The sequence below is a fragment of the Paraburkholderia sp. JHI869 genome (genome assembly GCF_038900775.1).
Classification (GTDB): domain Bacteria; phylum Pseudomonadota; class Gammaproteobacteria; order Burkholderiales; family Burkholderiaceae; genus Paraburkholderia.
Map to the genome: position 1 here is coordinate 1 of NZ_JAYMSC010000032.1, position 15741 is coordinate 15741.

14 protein-coding genes and 2 pseudogenes are annotated in these 15741 nt (G+C 64.1%); 10 read left to right on the forward strand and 6 right to left on the reverse strand.

Annotated features, from left to right (window positions below):
- Nucleotides 1-167 precede the first annotated feature (167 nt).
- A complete protein-coding gene (locus VSR72_RS35365; RefSeq protein WP_027815965.1) occupies nt 168-446 on the reverse strand; it encodes an HU family DNA-binding protein in 279 nt (92 codons plus the stop codon).
- Between the two features lie 183 nt (nt 447-629).
- On the opposite strand from VSR72_RS35365, the gene VSR72_RS35370 reads away from it, so the two are divergent.
- The 4 genes from VSR72_RS35370 to VSR72_RS35385 all read left to right on the forward strand — a co-directional run bounded on the left by VSR72_RS35370 (nt 630) and on the right by VSR72_RS35385 (nt 6221).
- Nucleotides 630-914: a hypothetical protein gene (locus tag VSR72_RS35370; RefSeq protein ID WP_342956890.1), complete on the forward strand. Its 285-nt coding sequence runs from the start codon at nt 630-632 to the stop codon at nt 912-914.
- On the forward strand, nt 911-2887 hold the full coding sequence (gene mnmC / locus VSR72_RS35375) for a bifunctional tRNA (5-methylaminomethyl-2-thiouridine)(34)-methyltransferase MnmD/FAD-dependent 5-carboxymethylaminomethyl-2-thiouridine(34) oxidoreductase MnmC (protein ID WP_342956891.1): 1977 nt from the start codon (nt 911-913) through the stop codon (nt 2885-2887). Before VSR72_RS35370 ends, mnmC begins: the two co-directional genes overlap by 4 nt.
- A 954-nt stretch (nt 2888-3841) precedes the next feature.
- A complete protein-coding gene (locus tag VSR72_RS35380; RefSeq protein ID WP_342956892.1) occupies nt 3842-5047 on the forward strand; it encodes a cation:proton antiporter in 1206 nt (401 codons plus the stop codon).
- Nucleotides 5048-5105: 58 nt separating this feature from the next.
- Complete coding sequence (locus VSR72_RS35385) at nt 5106-6221, forward strand: YbdK family carboxylate-amine ligase (protein ID WP_342956893.1); 1116 nt, start codon at nt 5106-5108, stop codon at nt 6219-6221.
- 69 nt (nt 6222-6290) lie between these two features.
- On the opposite strand, the gene VSR72_RS35390 is transcribed toward VSR72_RS35385, so the two are convergent.
- Nucleotides 6291-6515, reverse strand: coding sequence for a hypothetical protein (locus VSR72_RS35390; protein WP_342956894.1), 225 nt, complete (start codon nt 6513-6515; stop codon nt 6291-6293).
- Nucleotides 6516-6990: 475 nt separating this feature from the next.
- Between VSR72_RS35390 and VSR72_RS35395 the strand changes: the two genes are divergently transcribed.
- From VSR72_RS35395 to VSR72_RS35410, 4 genes are all read left to right on the forward strand, one after another.
- Nucleotides 6991-7629 (forward strand): MarR family winged helix-turn-helix transcriptional regulator, encoded by a 639-nt coding sequence (locus VSR72_RS35395; RefSeq protein WP_324146771.1) that lies wholly within the window; start codon nt 6991-6993, stop codon nt 7627-7629.
- 276 nt (nt 7630-7905) lie between these two features.
- Nucleotides 7906-8634 carry a glutamine amidotransferase gene (locus tag VSR72_RS35400; protein ID WP_342956895.1) on the forward strand — a complete coding sequence of 243 codons (729 nt, stop codon included), beginning with the start codon at nt 7906-7908 and terminating at the stop codon, nt 8632-8634.
- A gap of 119 nt (nt 8635-8753) precedes the next feature.
- Entirely contained in the window at nt 8754-9866 is a 1113-nt protein-coding gene (locus tag VSR72_RS35405) for an NADH:flavin oxidoreductase/NADH oxidase (RefSeq protein WP_342956896.1), read from the forward strand.
- Nucleotides 9867-10177: 311 nt separating this feature from the next.
- Nucleotides 10178-10684: an SET domain-containing protein-lysine N-methyltransferase gene (locus VSR72_RS35410; RefSeq protein WP_342956897.1), complete on the forward strand. Its 507-nt coding sequence runs from the start codon at nt 10178-10180 to the stop codon at nt 10682-10684.
- Between the two features lie 249 nt (nt 10685-10933).
- Here the strand turns inward: VSR72_RS35410 and VSR72_RS35415 are convergent.
- A pseudogene (locus VSR72_RS35415) lies at nt 10934-12349 on the reverse strand (sensor histidine kinase N-terminal domain-containing protein); the annotation flags it as partial.
- Between the two features lie 196 nt (nt 12350-12545).
- Complete coding sequence (locus VSR72_RS35420) at nt 12546-13232, reverse strand: response regulator transcription factor (RefSeq protein ID WP_027815974.1); 687 nt, start codon at nt 13230-13232, stop codon at nt 12546-12548.
- A gap of 106 nt (nt 13233-13338) precedes the next feature.
- Here VSR72_RS35420 and VSR72_RS35425 point away from each other — a divergent pair, with 106 nt between their 5' ends.
- Complete coding sequence (locus tag VSR72_RS35425) at nt 13339-13569, forward strand: DUF3717 domain-containing protein (protein WP_342956959.1); 231 nt, start codon at nt 13339-13341, stop codon at nt 13567-13569.
- 114 nt (nt 13570-13683) lie between these two features.
- Here VSR72_RS35425 and VSR72_RS35430 read toward each other — a convergent pair.
- Together VSR72_RS35430 and phhA are read right to left on the reverse strand one after the other, a co-directional pair.
- Nucleotides 13684-13992: pseudogene (locus VSR72_RS35430) on the reverse strand (4a-hydroxytetrahydrobiopterin dehydratase); the annotation flags it as partial.
- Between the two features lie 173 nt (nt 13993-14165).
- A complete protein-coding gene (gene phhA / locus VSR72_RS35435) occupies nt 14166-15059 on the reverse strand; it encodes a phenylalanine 4-monooxygenase (protein WP_342956898.1) in 894 nt (297 codons plus the stop codon).
- A gap of 141 nt (nt 15060-15200) precedes the next feature.
- Here phhA and VSR72_RS35440 point away from each other — a divergent pair, with 141 nt between their 5' ends.
- Nucleotides 15201-15692 carry an Lrp/AsnC family transcriptional regulator gene (locus VSR72_RS35440; RefSeq protein ID WP_028203286.1) on the forward strand — a complete coding sequence of 164 codons (492 nt, stop codon included), beginning with the start codon at nt 15201-15203 and terminating at the stop codon, nt 15690-15692.
- The last annotated feature ends 49 nt before the right edge of the window (nt 15693-15741 follow it).

Below are 15741 nucleotides of genomic sequence, written 5' to 3' on the forward strand. Positions count from 1 at the left end.
TTGCTACACGCTTCCTTCAGACCCCGCCTCGCGACGACGCCCTTGCGTTTCACTAGCCCTTCGCCCCATCTGGCTGGGCAGGGGACTCTCACCCCCAAGCTGTTGCGCATGCTCGGCGCACAAAAAAAACCCGCCAGGGGCGGGTGTCAACTTAAAGCGGCAATGCCTTAGCGCTTGTTGACGGCGTCCTTGAACGCCTTGCCAGCCGTGAACTTGACGGTCTTGGCAGCGGGAATCTTGATGGTTTCGCCGGTCTTCGGGTTGCGACCCGTGCGGGCTGCGCGCTTGCCCGAACCGAAGCTGCCGAAGCCGATCAGCTGAACCGCGTCACCCTTCGACACAGCCTTCTTGACCACTTCGAGGAGCGTGTCCAGCGTCTCGCCGGTTTGTGCCTTGCTAGCGCCCGTCTGTGCTGCGACGGCGTCGATCAGTTCCTGTTTATTCATTGAGAAGTTCCTTTCTGTGTTTAGGTTGACACGAACAGCGCGAACGCGCCGATTATACGGACGCGTGCCGCGCCGTCGAGCAGCGACGGACCCGGAGCACCCCGGCGTTTTTCGCGTTGCGGCGACTAGCGTGTGTCGTATGCCGCAACGTCCGTGCTGCCGCTTCCCTGGGCGGCGCTTGCTATGATAGCGCAGCGCAAACCCAATAACGACAAGGGTTTCGAAGATTTCGCGCGGGAAATGCGGGTTTTTTGGCGCTTGCAGACCTTTTTGGGGTGTCCACCCCGGCAAATCCCCTCGACTGCGGCGTTTTTCCCGCCGCACGCGTTGCGCCGCGCCAACGCAGCATGCGCGCAAACGCTGGCCTGGCAAGCGTTTGCGGCGATGCGATCGGGCTTCGCCACGCGCTTTTTCGAGCTTCGCTGGCTGCTTGTTTCTCCTTCACCTCTGGCTTCGCGTTCCTCATGACCGCCACCCTGACACCCGCCACGCTCGCTTTTCGGGAAGACGGCACGCCGTTTTCGCCCATCTATGGCGACGTTTATCACAGCACTGCGGGCGCATTCGCACAGGCCCAAGCCGTCTTTCTGAAGGGCAACGCGTTGCCGCAGCGCTGGCAAAACCGGCGGATCTTCACCGTGGTCGAAACCGGCTTCGGCATGGGCGTGAACTTTCTCGCCACGTGGTCGGCGTGGCGCGACGACCCAGCGCGTTGCGAACGTCTGCATTTCGTTTCGGTGGAAAAACATCCGTTCGCGCGCAACGACCTGAAGAGCGCGCTCGACGCAGTCGTTGCGCACGCACGCGAAGCGCCGCTCGCGCGCGAACTGGTAAACGCCTGGCCGATGCTCGTGCCGGGCACGCACCGCCTGGAATTCGAAGGCGGACGCGTCACGCTCACGCTCGTTTTCGGCGACGCGCTCGAGGTATTTCCCAAAATGTGGATGCGCGCCGATGCGATCTACCTCGACGGATTCGCCCCGGCGAAGAATCCCGAGCTCTGGTCGCCGGCCATTTTCAAGGCGCTTGCGCGCATCGCGGGCGAGGACGCCACCTTCGCGACCTGGAGCAGTTCGGGCGACGTGAAGCGCGCGTTGGAGCAAAGCGGCTTCGAGTACCGCAAGGTGGAAGGCTTCAACGGCAAGTGGGCGATGCTCGCCGGTCGTTTCGCGCCGCGCTGGCGCGTGCGCCGCTACGAGCCGCCGCTGCCGCTTGCGCTGCGCGAGCGGCACGCCGTGGTCGTGGGAGCGGGACTCGCCGGTTGTGCGCTCGTCGAACGCCTGGCCGTGCGCGGCTGGCGCGTGACGCTCATCGAACGCAACGCCGCGCCCGCGCTCGAAGCATCCGGCAATCCGGCCGGCGTATTTCATCCGCTGATTTCCCGCGACGACAGCAGCGCATCGCGCATCACGCGCGCGGGGTTTTTGTACGCGCTGCGTCGCTGGGCCGCGCTCGAAGCGGCGGGCCATGCACCCAGGCGCTCGCACGCCGGCCTGCTCCATCTCGCCACCGACGACGAATCGCGCGCCGTCGCCGCCGCGCTGGAATCGTTCGGCTATCCCGAAGAATTCGTGAGCGCCGTCACGCGCGAGCAGGCGCAGACGCTGGCCGGCGTCGCGCTCAATCAGGGCGGATGGTTCTATCCGCAGGGCGGCGCGATCGACCCCGCATCGCTTTGCCGGGCGCAATGCACCTTCGCCGCCGCGTTGCCTCACGCACAGGTCGAGACACGTTTCGGTGTGCGTATCGGTCACATTGCGCGCGCGGCTGGCCAGGAAGCCGGTGAATGGCAGGTGTTCGACGACGCCGGACAGCTCGTCGCCCAAGCGGCCGCGGTGATCTTCGCCAACGCTCAGGACGCCTCGCGCGCCGCCGCACTCGCGCATGCGCCCACGCGCATCGTGCGCGGTCAGCTCACGCTCGTCGACCCGAGCCCGCTCGCGAACCTGCGCGTACCCGTGATCGGCGAAGGCTATGCGGTGCCGCTCGACGGCGGCGTGACGCTCGCGGGCGCCACCTACGAAGTCGACGACGACGACGACGCGCTGCGCGCCGCAGGCCACACCGAGAATATCGACCGCGTCGCGCAAATGCTGCCGGAGCTTGCGGCAGCCCAAGGCGAACGCGACTTCGCGGGCCGCGTGGCATTCCGCTGCGTCACCAGTGACCGCATGCCGATGATCGGCCCGCTCGCCGACGAAGACGCCGCCCGCCGCGACGCGCAGCGGCTCGCCGGCGCATGGCCGCTCGACCTGCCGCGCGCAAGCGGTCTCTACGGGGCCTATGCGTTCGGTTCGCGCGGGCTCGTGTGGGCGGGGCTGGGGGCGGAGCTGATCGCGTCGCAACTGGAAGGCGAGCCGTGGCCGCTGGAGCGGGAACTCGCCGAGCAGCTGGATCCGGCACGCTTGCTCCAGCGCGCCTTGCGCCAGCGCTGTCTTTGAGCACGGCGCACGCAAAAGAAGCGGCCAGGTTATCCACTCAAATCTGTGGATAACCGCGCGAATTGCCAGCGAATCGAGTGTGGAACCGGTGTGGACGTAAACGGGGTAACTCAACATGCCCCGTTCCAGGCCAAAAAGTTGTTCTTCGAAGTGCTCGCAGACCGCACACACTTTGCGCGCGGTTGTGCGAGCGCCAAGTCGCGGATTTCCTTCGGTAAACCCCGGTTATCCACAGGAAACCCAGGCCTTTGTTAACTTCTACTACGTATACATAAGGTAAACCGTAAACCCGAAGCTAACGCCATCGCCACCGGCAAGCACGACCCGACGAGAGCCTGAAAACCCCTGACGAAAGCCGCGGGCCAATGCGGTCATTTTTTCCGCATACGTCGTCAAAAGCGCACAATGAGGACGCTATTACCGTCTTTGTCGATGCTTTCGAAGAGCGGGGGACAATTGCAAAAAAGCTATGGCACAATCGCCGTTCTTTCCGCGTCAAATGCCGCATCAGACGGTCGACGCATCCAAGGAACGGTTGCCCCTCTTCCTGAATCTGAGTCCTCAGGGTAGACAGCAGCGTTCGTTCATCCAACGCGGGCGCAGCCACACCACACGCAAGGCGCCCGTACCGGCTGTTCGCCGCACCGTCATGTGCCGGCGTCATGCTTTGCCGCGCCGTTTTGTGTAGCGTTTGCCGCACTGTTTGCCCGCACTCGCCGCAGGAAGCGCTAATTCGCGCCAGCTCGCCGTCCCGTCAGATCGTTGAACCTGCCGGCTGAATCGGTTGGCGCGACGCGCGCGGCGCCGGGCAAGCAGGCACCAGACGGAGAGTAGAGGTGTCGTTCGCCTCGCGCGGCACGCGGCTTGCCAGTTAGCCAGTCGTATGTCGATCTAACGTCGGACAGCCGGATTCGATCCCACGCAAGATGTCGTTGCCAAGGAGAAGCCACCACGATGAAGTCGGCGTTTTCATTTTTTCCCGCCTGGCCGTTGCAGCTCGACGGTATTTTCTGGGCCGGGCTCGCGCTGCTCGCCGCCGGTTTGTGCGGTGAGCTTTGCTATCGGGCGTGGCGCTTGCCGCGGATCTCGGGCTACGGCGTGATCGGGCTCATTGCCGGATCGGCCGGTTTTGGCGTGATCGACGCCGATGTTGGCACGGCCGCGCGGCCGCTGCTCGACGTCGCGCTCGGCCTGCTGCTGTTCGAGCTGGGCAGCCGGCTCGACCTGCGCTGGATCCGCCGCAATCCCTGGCTCATTCTGTCGAGTCTCGCCGAGTCCTCGCTCACCTTCGTGCTCGTGCTCGCGGTGCTGCTGTTCCTTTCCGTGCCGACGATGATCGCGCTCGTCGTCTCCGCCATCGCCATGGCGACGTCGCCTGCCATGGTGATCCAGCTCAAGACCGAGTTGCGCGCGGAAGGCCAGGTCACGCAGCGCCTGCTCACGCTTACGGCGCTCAACAGCATGTATGCGGTGGTCGTGGAAAAGCTCGCCTCGACCTGGCTGCATCAGGAAATGTACGGCAACGTGTTTGCGACGATCCTGCAGCCGCTCTATCTGCTGATCGGCTCGCTGATTCTCGCGTTCGTGCTCGCCCGCGCGTGCACGCTGTTTTACCGGCGCCTCAGCCCGCAAGACGAGCACTCGTTCGTCGCTCTCTTCGGCCTCGTGTTGCTGGCGATCGCCGTTGCGCACCTGCTCAAGCTTTCGACGATCCTGAGCCTGCTCGCCGCGGGCATCATCGTGAAGAATCTGGAGCCGCGTCCGCAGTTGTGGCCGCAGCATTTCGGTACGGCCGGATGGCTGCTGACGGTGATTCTGTTCGTGCTCACGCTCACCACGTTCGAGTGGCACGACATTCTCGTGGGCGGCGTGGCGGCGGCGGGGCTGATCGTCGCGCGCCTCGTGGCCAAGCTCGTCGGCGTGCTGATGTTCGCCAAACCGAGCGGGCTGCACTGGAAGCAGGGTGTGGCGCTCGGCATCGCCTTGACGCCGATGTCGGCGCTTGCGCTGCTGCTCGTCGAAGACACCTACGAGCTCTATCCGACGTTCGATCCGCGCCTGCGCGCGATCATCCTTTGCTCGATCGTCGTGCTCCAGCTCTTCGGACCCTGGCTGGTCTATCGCGCGCTTGCGCTCGTCGGCGAACGCGGCGAAAAATGAATCTCGCGTTGCGCGCGGCTATTGACGGCTTGCGCGCGATGCCCTGACAGGAAACGCTATGTCACTCGAAACGTTTGTCGATTCGAAGCCGTTCACGTTCGGCATCGAACTCGAAATGCAGATCGTCAACACGCACGACTACGATCTGACCAAGGCGGGTAGCGACCTCATGCGCCTCGTCAAAGATCAGGAGATTCCGGGCAACATCACGCCCGAAATCACCGAAAGCATGATCGAACTCTCTACCGGCATCTGCACGAATCACGAGCAGGCCGTGGCCGATCTGCGCAAGATTCGCGATGTGCTCGTCACCGCGGCCGATCGTCTCAATGTCGGCCTGTGCGGCGGCGGGACGCACGCGTTCCAGCAATGGAGCGACCGGCGCATCGTCGATACGCCGCGCTTTCAGTATCTTTCCGAGCTGTACGGCTACCTCGCGAAGCAATTCACGGTGTTCGGCCAGCACGTGCATATCGGCTGCCCGGATGCGGACAGCGCGCTCTTCCTGCTGCACTCCCTTTCGCGCTTCATCCCGCATTTCATCGCGCTCTCGGCGTCGTCGCCCTATGTGCAGGGCGTGGACACCGGATTTCATTCGGCACGACTGAATTCCGTGTTCGCGTTCCCGCTGTCTGGCCGCGCGCCGTTCGTGCTGAGCTGGGAGGAATTCAAGGAGTACTTCTCGAAGATGGTGCACACGGGCGTTGTCAACAGCATGAAAGACTTCTACTGGGACATCCGCCCGAAGCCCGGTTTCGGCACGATCGAGGTGCGCGTGATGGATACGCCGCTTTCGGTCGAGCGCGCCGCCGCGATCGCCTGCTACATCCAGACGCTCGCGCGCCATCTGCTCACCGACCGGCCGATCGCCCCGCTCGAGGACGACTACCTCGTGTACACGTTCAACCGCTTCCAGGCGTGCCGCTTCGGCCTCGCGGGCACCTGCGTGAATCCGCAAACGGGCGAGCGACGCACGATTTCCGAAGACATCCTCGAAACGCTGGATCGCATCGCGCCGCACGGCGAGGTGCTCGGCTCGACGCGTGCGCTGACCGAAATCGGCACGATCGCCCGCGCGCAGAACAACGACGCCACGTGGCTGCGCAGCGTGGTGGCCGAGGAAAAATCGCTGCACGAAGCCGTGCGGCAGCAGTGCCTGCGCTGGCGTGCCTGACGGGAATCGAAAGGCGGAGCCGGCCGACGCAGAGGACCACTGACCGATTTTCGCGGGGTGCCAGAGGTGTCAGAAGCGCGCCACGCGCCGGCAAAAGCAGGATGCAAGGGCAGCTTTCGGGCTGCCCTTGGTGCTTTCGGGGGCCGGAAAACGGGCGGCTAGCGAGCCAAAAAGCGGCTCGCGCGGGTCTTGGCGCAACATTTTTCGAGGCGGATGAAATTTTTTTTGCCAGCTTTGAGGTACCTGGGGGTTCTTATTTTTTTTGACCTGGGTCCCGGCATGGTCCATATTCATGGACAAATGGCCCCGCACCACTGTGGGTAACCTTCGATTTCCCAGCAAACTCAATGGACTACGTAATGATTGGTTAGCCACAATCGGGCAGATTCCAGTTGCGTTTGAGACAGAAATCCGCGATAACCTGCATGAGTCACGGGGCGAAGATTGCGAGCGGTCAAGAACCTGTCCACATAGCAATAGCGCGCTTATCAACGGGTTATCCACAATTCACGTTGGATAAGTTAGCTGTGCGATTTGCCGCTCTCGCATAGAATGTCGGTTTGCTGCACTGGCGACGGGACTTGAAGGATGTTTCCGGGGCCTGCGGCAAGAAACATGACAGTGCAACGCATACGCATGGCGTACGCGAAGCAGGAATTTTTTGAGATGGTGCGGCGCTTGGGCAACCGGGCGCCAGCGTTCCCACAGGCCGTCGGTCAAAGCGGCGGCTGACGATGCAGCGCAAGCTGCCAATAACCAGCGAAAGACTATGAGCGAAGGCGTATACGGAGAGCAGGCAGCCGGGCGGGTGACCCATAGCCTGCTGCGACTTAGCACGGCTATGCGGAGCCAGGCGTGGGACTGGGCCGAAGGGGCAGGACTCACGCCTACCCAGGGCGAAATTCTCGTGCTGCTGATGCAGCGCAAGGGGCCGATGCGCCTCGGCGAGATCGCGCGTGAAACGGCCCTCACGGCCGCAACCACCAGCGATGCGGTGAGCACGCTCGAAACGAAGGGGCTCGTCGAAAAGCGTCGCGCACTCGACGACGGCCGCGCACTCGCGGTGCGTCTCACCTCGCGCGGCCGCACGGCGGCGAAGAAGGCGTCGCAGTGGCCCGACTTCCTCTCGAAGGCAGTCGGCACGCTGAAGGCGGACGAGCAGTCCACGCTTTATCGCACGCTGCTCAAGACGGTTTTTCTGCTTGAATCGCAGGAAACCAGCCCGCAGCACCGCATGTGCCTGACCTGCTCGCATTTCGAGCCGAGCAAGAACCCGAAGAAGACGCCGCATCACTGCCAGCTGTTGAACATCAACATGGCTGACACGGATCTGCGTCTCGATTGCTCGGTCTACGAACAGGCCGACGTGACGACCCAGAAGAAAAACTGGAAGATCTTCGCGGTTTAAGGTCGAAGCTGCGCCGCCGCCTGAAGGCGTGCGGCGCGCGTTGACGCCTGTGCGTCATGCATGTAATACACGGTAATGCAAAGCATCGCCACGTCGGCATCATGCCGATGTTGTGTGCATTAGACGTGTGCGCGGCAGTTTGTGTAGTTCTCGCAAGTATTTGCCAGAAGTATTTGCAGCAGGCGCTTTTGTCACGGCCGTAGGCGCAAACGTTCGCATGCGCCGCGCAAAAACGGTAACGTGCATGCCGCCCACAGCCGACCCGGGAATTTGCCGATGAATCGCGAAGTATTGGCTGTGCGCCATGTCTATTTCGAGGACCTCGGCAGCTTCGAGCGCGTGCTCGGCGACCGCGGGCGCCCCGTGCGCTATGTCGACGTCGGCTTCGCGCGGGTCGGCGCCCTCAATCCCTTGTCGGCGTCGCTCATGGTCGTGCTCGGCGGCCCGATCAACGCGTGCGACGACGCACGCTATCCCACGCTCGTTCCCCTTGCCGCGATGATCGAAAAGCGCATCGCGGCGGGACTTCCCACGCTCGGCATCTGTCTCGGCGCACAGCTCATCGCGCGCGTGCTCGGTGCGCGTGTGTATGCGGGGCCCCAGCCCGAAATTGGCTGGACGCCGCTCACGCTCACCGACGCCGGCCGCGCCTCGCCGCTGCAACACCTCGACGGCGCGGCGAGTTCCATGTTGCACTGGCATGGCGATACCTTCGATCTGCCGCAAGGCGCGACGCGTCTCGCTTCCACGCCGCTGTGCGAGAACCAGGCGTTCTCATGGGGCGACCACGTGCTCGGCCTGCAATGCCATCCCGAGGTGCGCGCCGACCGCTTCGAGCCCTGGCTCATCGGTCATGCCGCCGAAATCGCCAGCGCGGGTGTGGACGTGAATGCGCTGCGCGACGACACCGCGCGCCACGGGCCGACGCTCGAAGTGCAAGCAAGCCGCATGTTCGGCGAATGGCTCGACGCCGTCGACGCCATCATGGCCGCGCGCCAACCCTGATCGGCCTCGCGCGTGCGCAAGTTGCGCGCGCTGTATTCCCTCGCTGTGTGCCCTGCCAAACGCGCGAAAAAAGCGCGTGCTATTCTCGGACGCTTCTCCCAACCGTCCGTGGACCTCCCATGAGCAAGCTCTTCACTCCGCTCGAACTGCGTGGCGTGACGCTCGCCAATCGCATCGTCGTTTCGCCGATGTGCCAGTACTCCGCCGAGCGCGGCGAAGCCAACGACTGGCACATGATCCACCTGGGCCACCTGGCGCTTTCGGGCGCCGCGATGCTGTGTATCGAGGCGACCGCCGTCGAGCCCGACGGCCGAATCACGCCGGGCGATCTCGGCCTATGGGACGACGTGACCGAAGCGGCGCTCGTGCCCGTGATTGCCGCCATCCGCCGCCATTCGCCCATTCGCATCGCCATGCAGATCTCGCACGCGGGACGCAAGGCGTCGAGCCACGTGCCCTGGGAGGGAGGCCAACTGATTTCGGTCGCCGACGGCGGTTGGCTGCCGCACGCGCCTTCGGCGCTTGCACACAAGGAGGGCGAGGCACCGCCGCTCGCGCTCGACGTCGCGGGTCTGAATCGCGTGCGCGATGCGTTCGTGGCCACAGCGCGCCGCGCGGCGCGTCTTGGCATCGACGCCCTCGAAATCCACGCGGCGCACGGCTATTTGCTGCACCAATTTCTCTCGCCGATTGCGAACCAGCGCAGCGACGAGTACGGCGGCACGCGCGAAAACCGCATGCGCTTTCCGCTCGAAGTGTTCGACGCCGTGCGCGCCGAATTTCCCGCCGATCGCCCGATCGGCGTGCGCGTTTCGGCATCCGATTGGGTCGAGGGAGGCTGGACGCCTGAGGACACCGTCGTCTTCGCACAGGCGCTCAAGGCACGCGGGGCGGACTGGATCGACGTGTCGTCGGGAGGCGTGTCGCCTCTGCAGAAGATTCCGCTCGAACCCGGCTACCAGGTGCCGTTCGCGCGCAAGGTGAAGGCCGAAACCGGCATGACGACGATTGCAGTTGGCCTCATCACCGACGCCTTGCAAGCCAACCAGATCGTCGAAGACGGTGAAGCCGACATGATCGCGATGGCGCGCGCGATGCTCTACGATCCGCGCTGGCCGTGGCACGCCGCGGCGCAACTGGGCGCGAGCGTGAGCGCGCCGCCGCAATACTGGCGCTCGCAACCGCGCGAGTTGAAGAAGCTGTTCGGCGAGACGACGCTCGGCCAGCGCTGATACGCTGCGCGCACTGCTTTCTCGCGGCGCATATGGGTTGAACGAAAGAGGCGCGAGCGTGTACGATGCCGTCTGTGGCGCGCCGGGCGTCGCATGAGCGCGGCGCCCAATCGGCGCCGCGTTTGCGTCCGGACCGCGACGAGGCAGGACGCGAAGTTTGAAGCAAGGGCCGATGCAAGGCCAGGCAGACCGTCAGGCACGGCTTCATGAGAGAGCCGCAGGCAGCGAGTGAGAAGATGTGAAGGTAACTCGCGCACGCCGCCTGTCATGACCGGGACAGTCTCCCCCAGTACTTCACAAGGATTCATTCAATGAGTGAACGCAGGATCGTCGTGCGCCAGTCGGGCGTGCACGGCAAGGGCGTGTTTGCGGCGGTCCACATTGCGACCGGCGAACGACTGATCGAATACAAGGGCGAGCGCATCTCCTGGAAGGAAGCGCTGCGGCGTCATCCGCATAATCCTGACGAACCGAATCACACGTTCTATTTCGCGCTCGACGACGGCGACGTGATCGACGGCAAGGTGAAGGGCAACAGCGCGCGCTGGATCAATCATTCGTGCGCGCCGAACTGCGAAGCCGAGGAAATCGAAGGGCACGTCTTTATTCACGCGCTGCGCGATATCACCGAAGGCGAGGAGCTCTTCTACGACTACGGCCTCGTGATCGACGCGAAGCAGACGAAGAAGCTCAAGCGCGAATACGAATGCCGTTGCGGCGCCCGCAAGTGCCGCGGGACGATGCTCGCGCCGCCCGACGACGACAAGTCGGCGAAGGGCGCAAAAGCGTCGAAGGGCAAGGGCAAAAAGAAGAAGTAAGCGCCGCAATACCCGTTGCACCGCATAAAACACAAGGGCCGCTCGATGAGCGGCCCTTGTCGTTGTTGTGGCGTTTGCAGCGTCACGTCAAAGGTCGATGCTTGCCTGGTGCGTAGGCTTCTTCTCGCGTGGCGGCTCGCCGGACTCGAGCGGATGCAGATTGGCGGTCTCGAAGGGCGTGGCCGGCTTGCTGTCGTTAGTGTCCTTGCTGTCTTTGACGTCCTTGCCGGCAGGCGCGCCGCGATGCGCGAGCGGTACGCGCACGATGAAGCGCGCGCCGCCTCCCGGCGCATCTTCGTAATGCACGCTCCCCCGATGCAGCGTCATGATGTCGTGAACGATCGCAAGGCCCAGGCCCGCGCCGCTATCCACGCCGCTTTCGCTCTGGCCGTCGCCGCGGAAAAAGCGTTTGAAGAGATCCGCCTGCTGCGAAGCGGGCACGCCGTTGCCGTTGTCTTCCACGATGATCTCGGCCATCGGCACGCCTTCCGCGGAAGACTGCGAAACCGTCACAGTGATGCGTGCGCCTTCCAGACGCGCGGGCGGCAAATATTTGAGCGCGTTGTCGAGCAGGTTCGCGATGACCTCGCGCAGCAGCACGGGGTTGCCGCGCACCATCAACGGCGTGTCGTTTTCGGGGTCGTCGATGCGCTGGAAACCGAGGTCGACGTGGCTCGCCAGCGCGCGCGGCACCCACTCGGCGCCGGTCTCGAAGGCCAGTGCGGCCATGTCGATATTGACGAAACGCGCGGCCTGTTCACCCGGCTCCGCGCGAGCGAGCGAGAGCAATTGATTCGAGAGACGCACCGCGCGGTCGGCGGCCGCGCGCAGCTCGCGCACGGCGTCGTTGACCTTCTGCGGCTCGCGCGCGTTCACGGCCTGCTCGGCGTGCAGCTTCACCGCGGTCAGCGGCGTGCGCAACTGGTGGGCGGCGTCGGCGATGAACTTGCGCTGCGCGTCGAGCGCGGTCTTCAGACGGCCGAGCAGCGCGTTGAGCGCGCCGGTGAGGGGACGGATCTCCACGGGCACGTAGGACTCGTCCACGGGCTCGAGCGACGTGTGCGTCTGACGGTTGAGCGAGTCGGCGAGCGCGGTGAGCGGGTTGAGCTGCTGGTTGACGACGCGCCACACGATGACCCAGCCGGCGAGCAGCAGGAGCAGCAACGGCATCATGATCGCGACGAGAAATTCGGCCGCGATACGAAAGCGATGATGCACGGGCTGGCCGACTTCCACGACGATCGGATTGCCATGTGTCTGCGGCACGCGCACCTGGGCGACGCGCACGGTCACGCCCTTGTAGATCGTCTCGAACACGTACGCATAGTGCATGCGGCGCACGTTGGTGCCCTGCAGCGGCAAGTCGTGGTCGCCCGCGATTTCCGTTTCGCCGTTACTGATGCGATAGATGAGGTGTTCTACAGGGTCGGAAAACATCGCCTGCGCGAGCGGCGGGACGGTATTGGGGGCATCGTCGCCGGCGATCTGGATCTGCCGGGAAATGGCCGTGGCGAGGTCGGCGAGCGAGCGGTCGACCACGTGCTGCGTGTACTGCCAGGCGAGCCAATAGGCGATCAGGCCGCTCATCAGCGCGAGCAGCGAAAGCGGGGCGGCGAGGCGCCGTAGTAGTGTGCGCCGCAGGCTCGTTGCGGCAGGTGAGGACATGATGGCTTCGGGGCGAATGATGAATCGTGGGTGTGTCGGCGTTAGCGGCACAGTAACCGATCCATTGTACGCGGGCCACGGGCGTGGCGGCTGAAGTGCCTGTGAGACACCGGAAGCCGACGCCATCAAGCGCCACATAGCAAAAGCGGCGGCGGAATGCTCCGCCGCCGCAGGCTGGCTCAGGAAACGAGGCGGATCAGGCCGCCTGGCGGATTTCCTGCAGCAGATAGCCGAAACCGCGCACCGTGACGATCTCGACACGGCAGTTCTCGAGCTTCTTGCGCACGCGGTGCACGTAGACTTCGATCGCGGTGTCGCCGAGGTCGCCGCCGAAATGCGTGAGGTGATCCTGCAGTTGCGCCTTGCTCACCACGCGGCCGTGACGCAGCAGCAGCATTTCGAGCACGGCGAACTCGCGCGGCGAGAGTTCGAGCGGCTTGTCGTCGTTGAAGATGCGGCGATCGACACCCGACAGGCGCACGCCGCCGAGCGACACTTCAGGGCGCGGCACGTCGCCGTGCGGGCCGCTGCGGCGCATCACGGCGCGAATGCGCGCTTCGAGCTCGGCCGGCTCGAACGGCTTGAGCATGTAGTCGTCGGCGCCCGAATTCAGGCCCTGGACGCGGTCGTTCAGTTCGTCGCGCGCGGTGAGCACGATGACGGGCGTGTGCCGGTTGCTCTGGCGGAAGCGCGATAGCAGCGTCATGCCGTCGATGCCCGGCAGCCCGAGATCGAGGATCACGAGCTCATGGCGATTTTGCGTGAGGGCCTGTTCGGCGAAGATGCCGTCGTGGACCATGTCGACCGTGAAGCCGGCTTGTTCGAGGCTGGACTGGATACCGCGTGCGATAGGGCGGTCGTCTTCGATCAGAAGGAGTCGCATGGGATTCGCTCAAGTACAATGGGTTTTAGCGTTCAGGCACGCAGTTCGCGAAGCGTCGCTTGCTGGCCTCGAGGCACAGCCCGACGGTTGCGCGATCACGATCCACATGTCCGATATTTCAATTACCGAGCTCGAAGCCGCGATCAACTTCTGGCGCAACCGCTCGCCTTCGATTGGCGATGAACTCGCGTTGTGCCAGGAGGCGAGTGCGCTCTCCAAGCCTTATGCGCTGCTGATTGTACAGCGTCAGAACGTCATATCACCGGAACGATTAGACCCGATTGCCCGCGCTGCCTGGGAGTCTTACGTATCCCTCAAGAATAGCCTTCAAAGCTGAAGGTTTGAAGGTCTGACACCCTGCATTATGCTTTCACGAGACCCTGCGTGCGCGCTGTGCGCTCGCGGTGTCCATTCGCCGTGCGCACAGCGTACCCATGCTTAGTACCGCTGCTTATGCGCTGAGCGGGCCCGGCGCGATCGAATCGATGAAACGCGCGAGTTCGATGTCGCGCGAGGTGAGGCCGTCGGCTTCGTGGGTGGACAGCGTGATCTCCACGCGGTTGTACACGTTGAACCACTCGGGGTGATGGTTCATTTCCTGCGCCTTGATCGCCACGCGCGTCATGAAGCCGAAGGCTTCGTTGAAGTCGGCGAAGCGGAAGTGGCGCTGGATCGCGTCGCGCCCCGCAACGGCTTGCCAGCCGTGCAGGTCGGCGAGTTGCGATGCGCGCTCTTCGGATGTGAGTCGGTTGATCATCGTTGCACCTGTGTTGAGCTTGGGGCCTGGCGTGCGCCGTTAGCCGATCAGCCATTTTTTCACGTATGGGGCACGTGTGCGAGCGGTCGGGTCAAGGAACGCGCGCGTGCTGCGGCGCAAAGCGCCGTTGCGTCCCGTGTTGCGTCTATCGGCCGCGCCGCTCAGCCACGATTTGCTCAGACGTCTCCGTCATCGAGCCAGCCCTCGCCCGTACCGCGCGTGACGATCGTGTCGCTGTGCAGCACGTCGCCTGCCGCATGAGGCTGCACTGCGATGATCGGCGCCGGATCGGCCAGGCGCGAAGCGATGCCCGCGCCCAACGCTTCGAAAAGCTGCGCGAACGAGTCGATCACGAAGTAGCTCTTCTGGAACGTGTCGATGCGATAGCGCGTGCGCAGCACGCGGTCGAGGTCGAACGCCAGCCGGTTCGGCGCGGCGCTTTCCACGCTGTAGAGGGTCTCGCCCTTGCTCGACACGATGCCGGCGCCGTAGATCTTCACGCCGTTGGGTGCGCTGGCGTCGCGCATCAAACCGAACTCCACCGTGTACCAGTAGAGCCGCGCGAGCAATGGCAACGCGCGCTCCTCGACCGCGAGCGCGGCGCGGCCATAGGCGTGAATCGCATCGGCGAAAGTGGGGTCGGTGAGGAGCGGCACATGGCCGAACAGGTCATGGAAACAGTCGGGCTCCTGCAGATAGTCGAGCTGATCGGGACGGCGCATCCACCAGGTCACCGGGAAGCGCCGGTTCGCGAGGTGCTCGAAGAAGATGCGGTCGGGCACGAGGCCCGGCACGGCCACGATGCGCCATCCAGTCGCCGCCATCAGGCGCTCGCTCACCTGCTCGAAGGAAGGAACGTGGGAAACATTCAGGCCGATGCGCAACGCGCCTTCTATGAAGGCATTGCAGGCGCGGCCTTCGAGCAGGGCGCGTTGACGCCGGTAGAGCAGGTCCCAGACGGCGTGATCGGCCGCGCTATAGCGCTCGATCGGCTGGTCGATGGTGAAATCGGGACGGGTGGTGAGACCCGCGTCGAACTGCTCCTGCAGTTTCGCGGTGGCGGCGGCCATGTTCGTAACGCTCCACTAAAAAGGCTTGCTGTTATGCAAGTCTAGAGCGATTGGCGCGCGGCATGTGCGCGTACTCAATGAGATATGGCCTGTCTATGCAATAATTGAGCGCTACATCGTCAATTAATGCGGATTTTATTCATGCTTGAACTCGACCATTTCGATCTGGCGCTGCTCGACGTGCTGCAGCGATTCGGCCGCGCCACGCATCAGCAACTCGGCGAGCAGGTGCCGCTCTCACCCTCGCAGATCGGCAGGCGGCTGCAGCGCCTCGAGGCGTCGGGCGTGATCGACGGCTATCGCGTGGTGCTGCGGCCCGAAAAACTCGGGCTGGGCGTGACCGCGTTCACGAGCCTCAAGCTCAAGCATCATGGGGATTCGATCATCGAGCAGTTCCAGCAGCAGATCGACGTGCTGCCCGAAGTGCTCGAATGCCATGCCGTGGTGGGAGACGCCGACTATTTGCTGCGCATCGTCGCGCCCGATCTGAACGCGCTCTCGACGTTCGTCATGAAGAAGCTCATGCGCGTGCCCGGCGTGGACAGCGTGCGCTCCAACATCGTGCTGACTACATTCAAGCGTAATGGGCCGCTGCCGCTCGGGCATCTGGAGCCGGGCGCGCCGGCGGCGTGAGCGAAGGGCCAACGCGGGCCGCAAAGGGCCCGCTTGCGGATTGAAGATA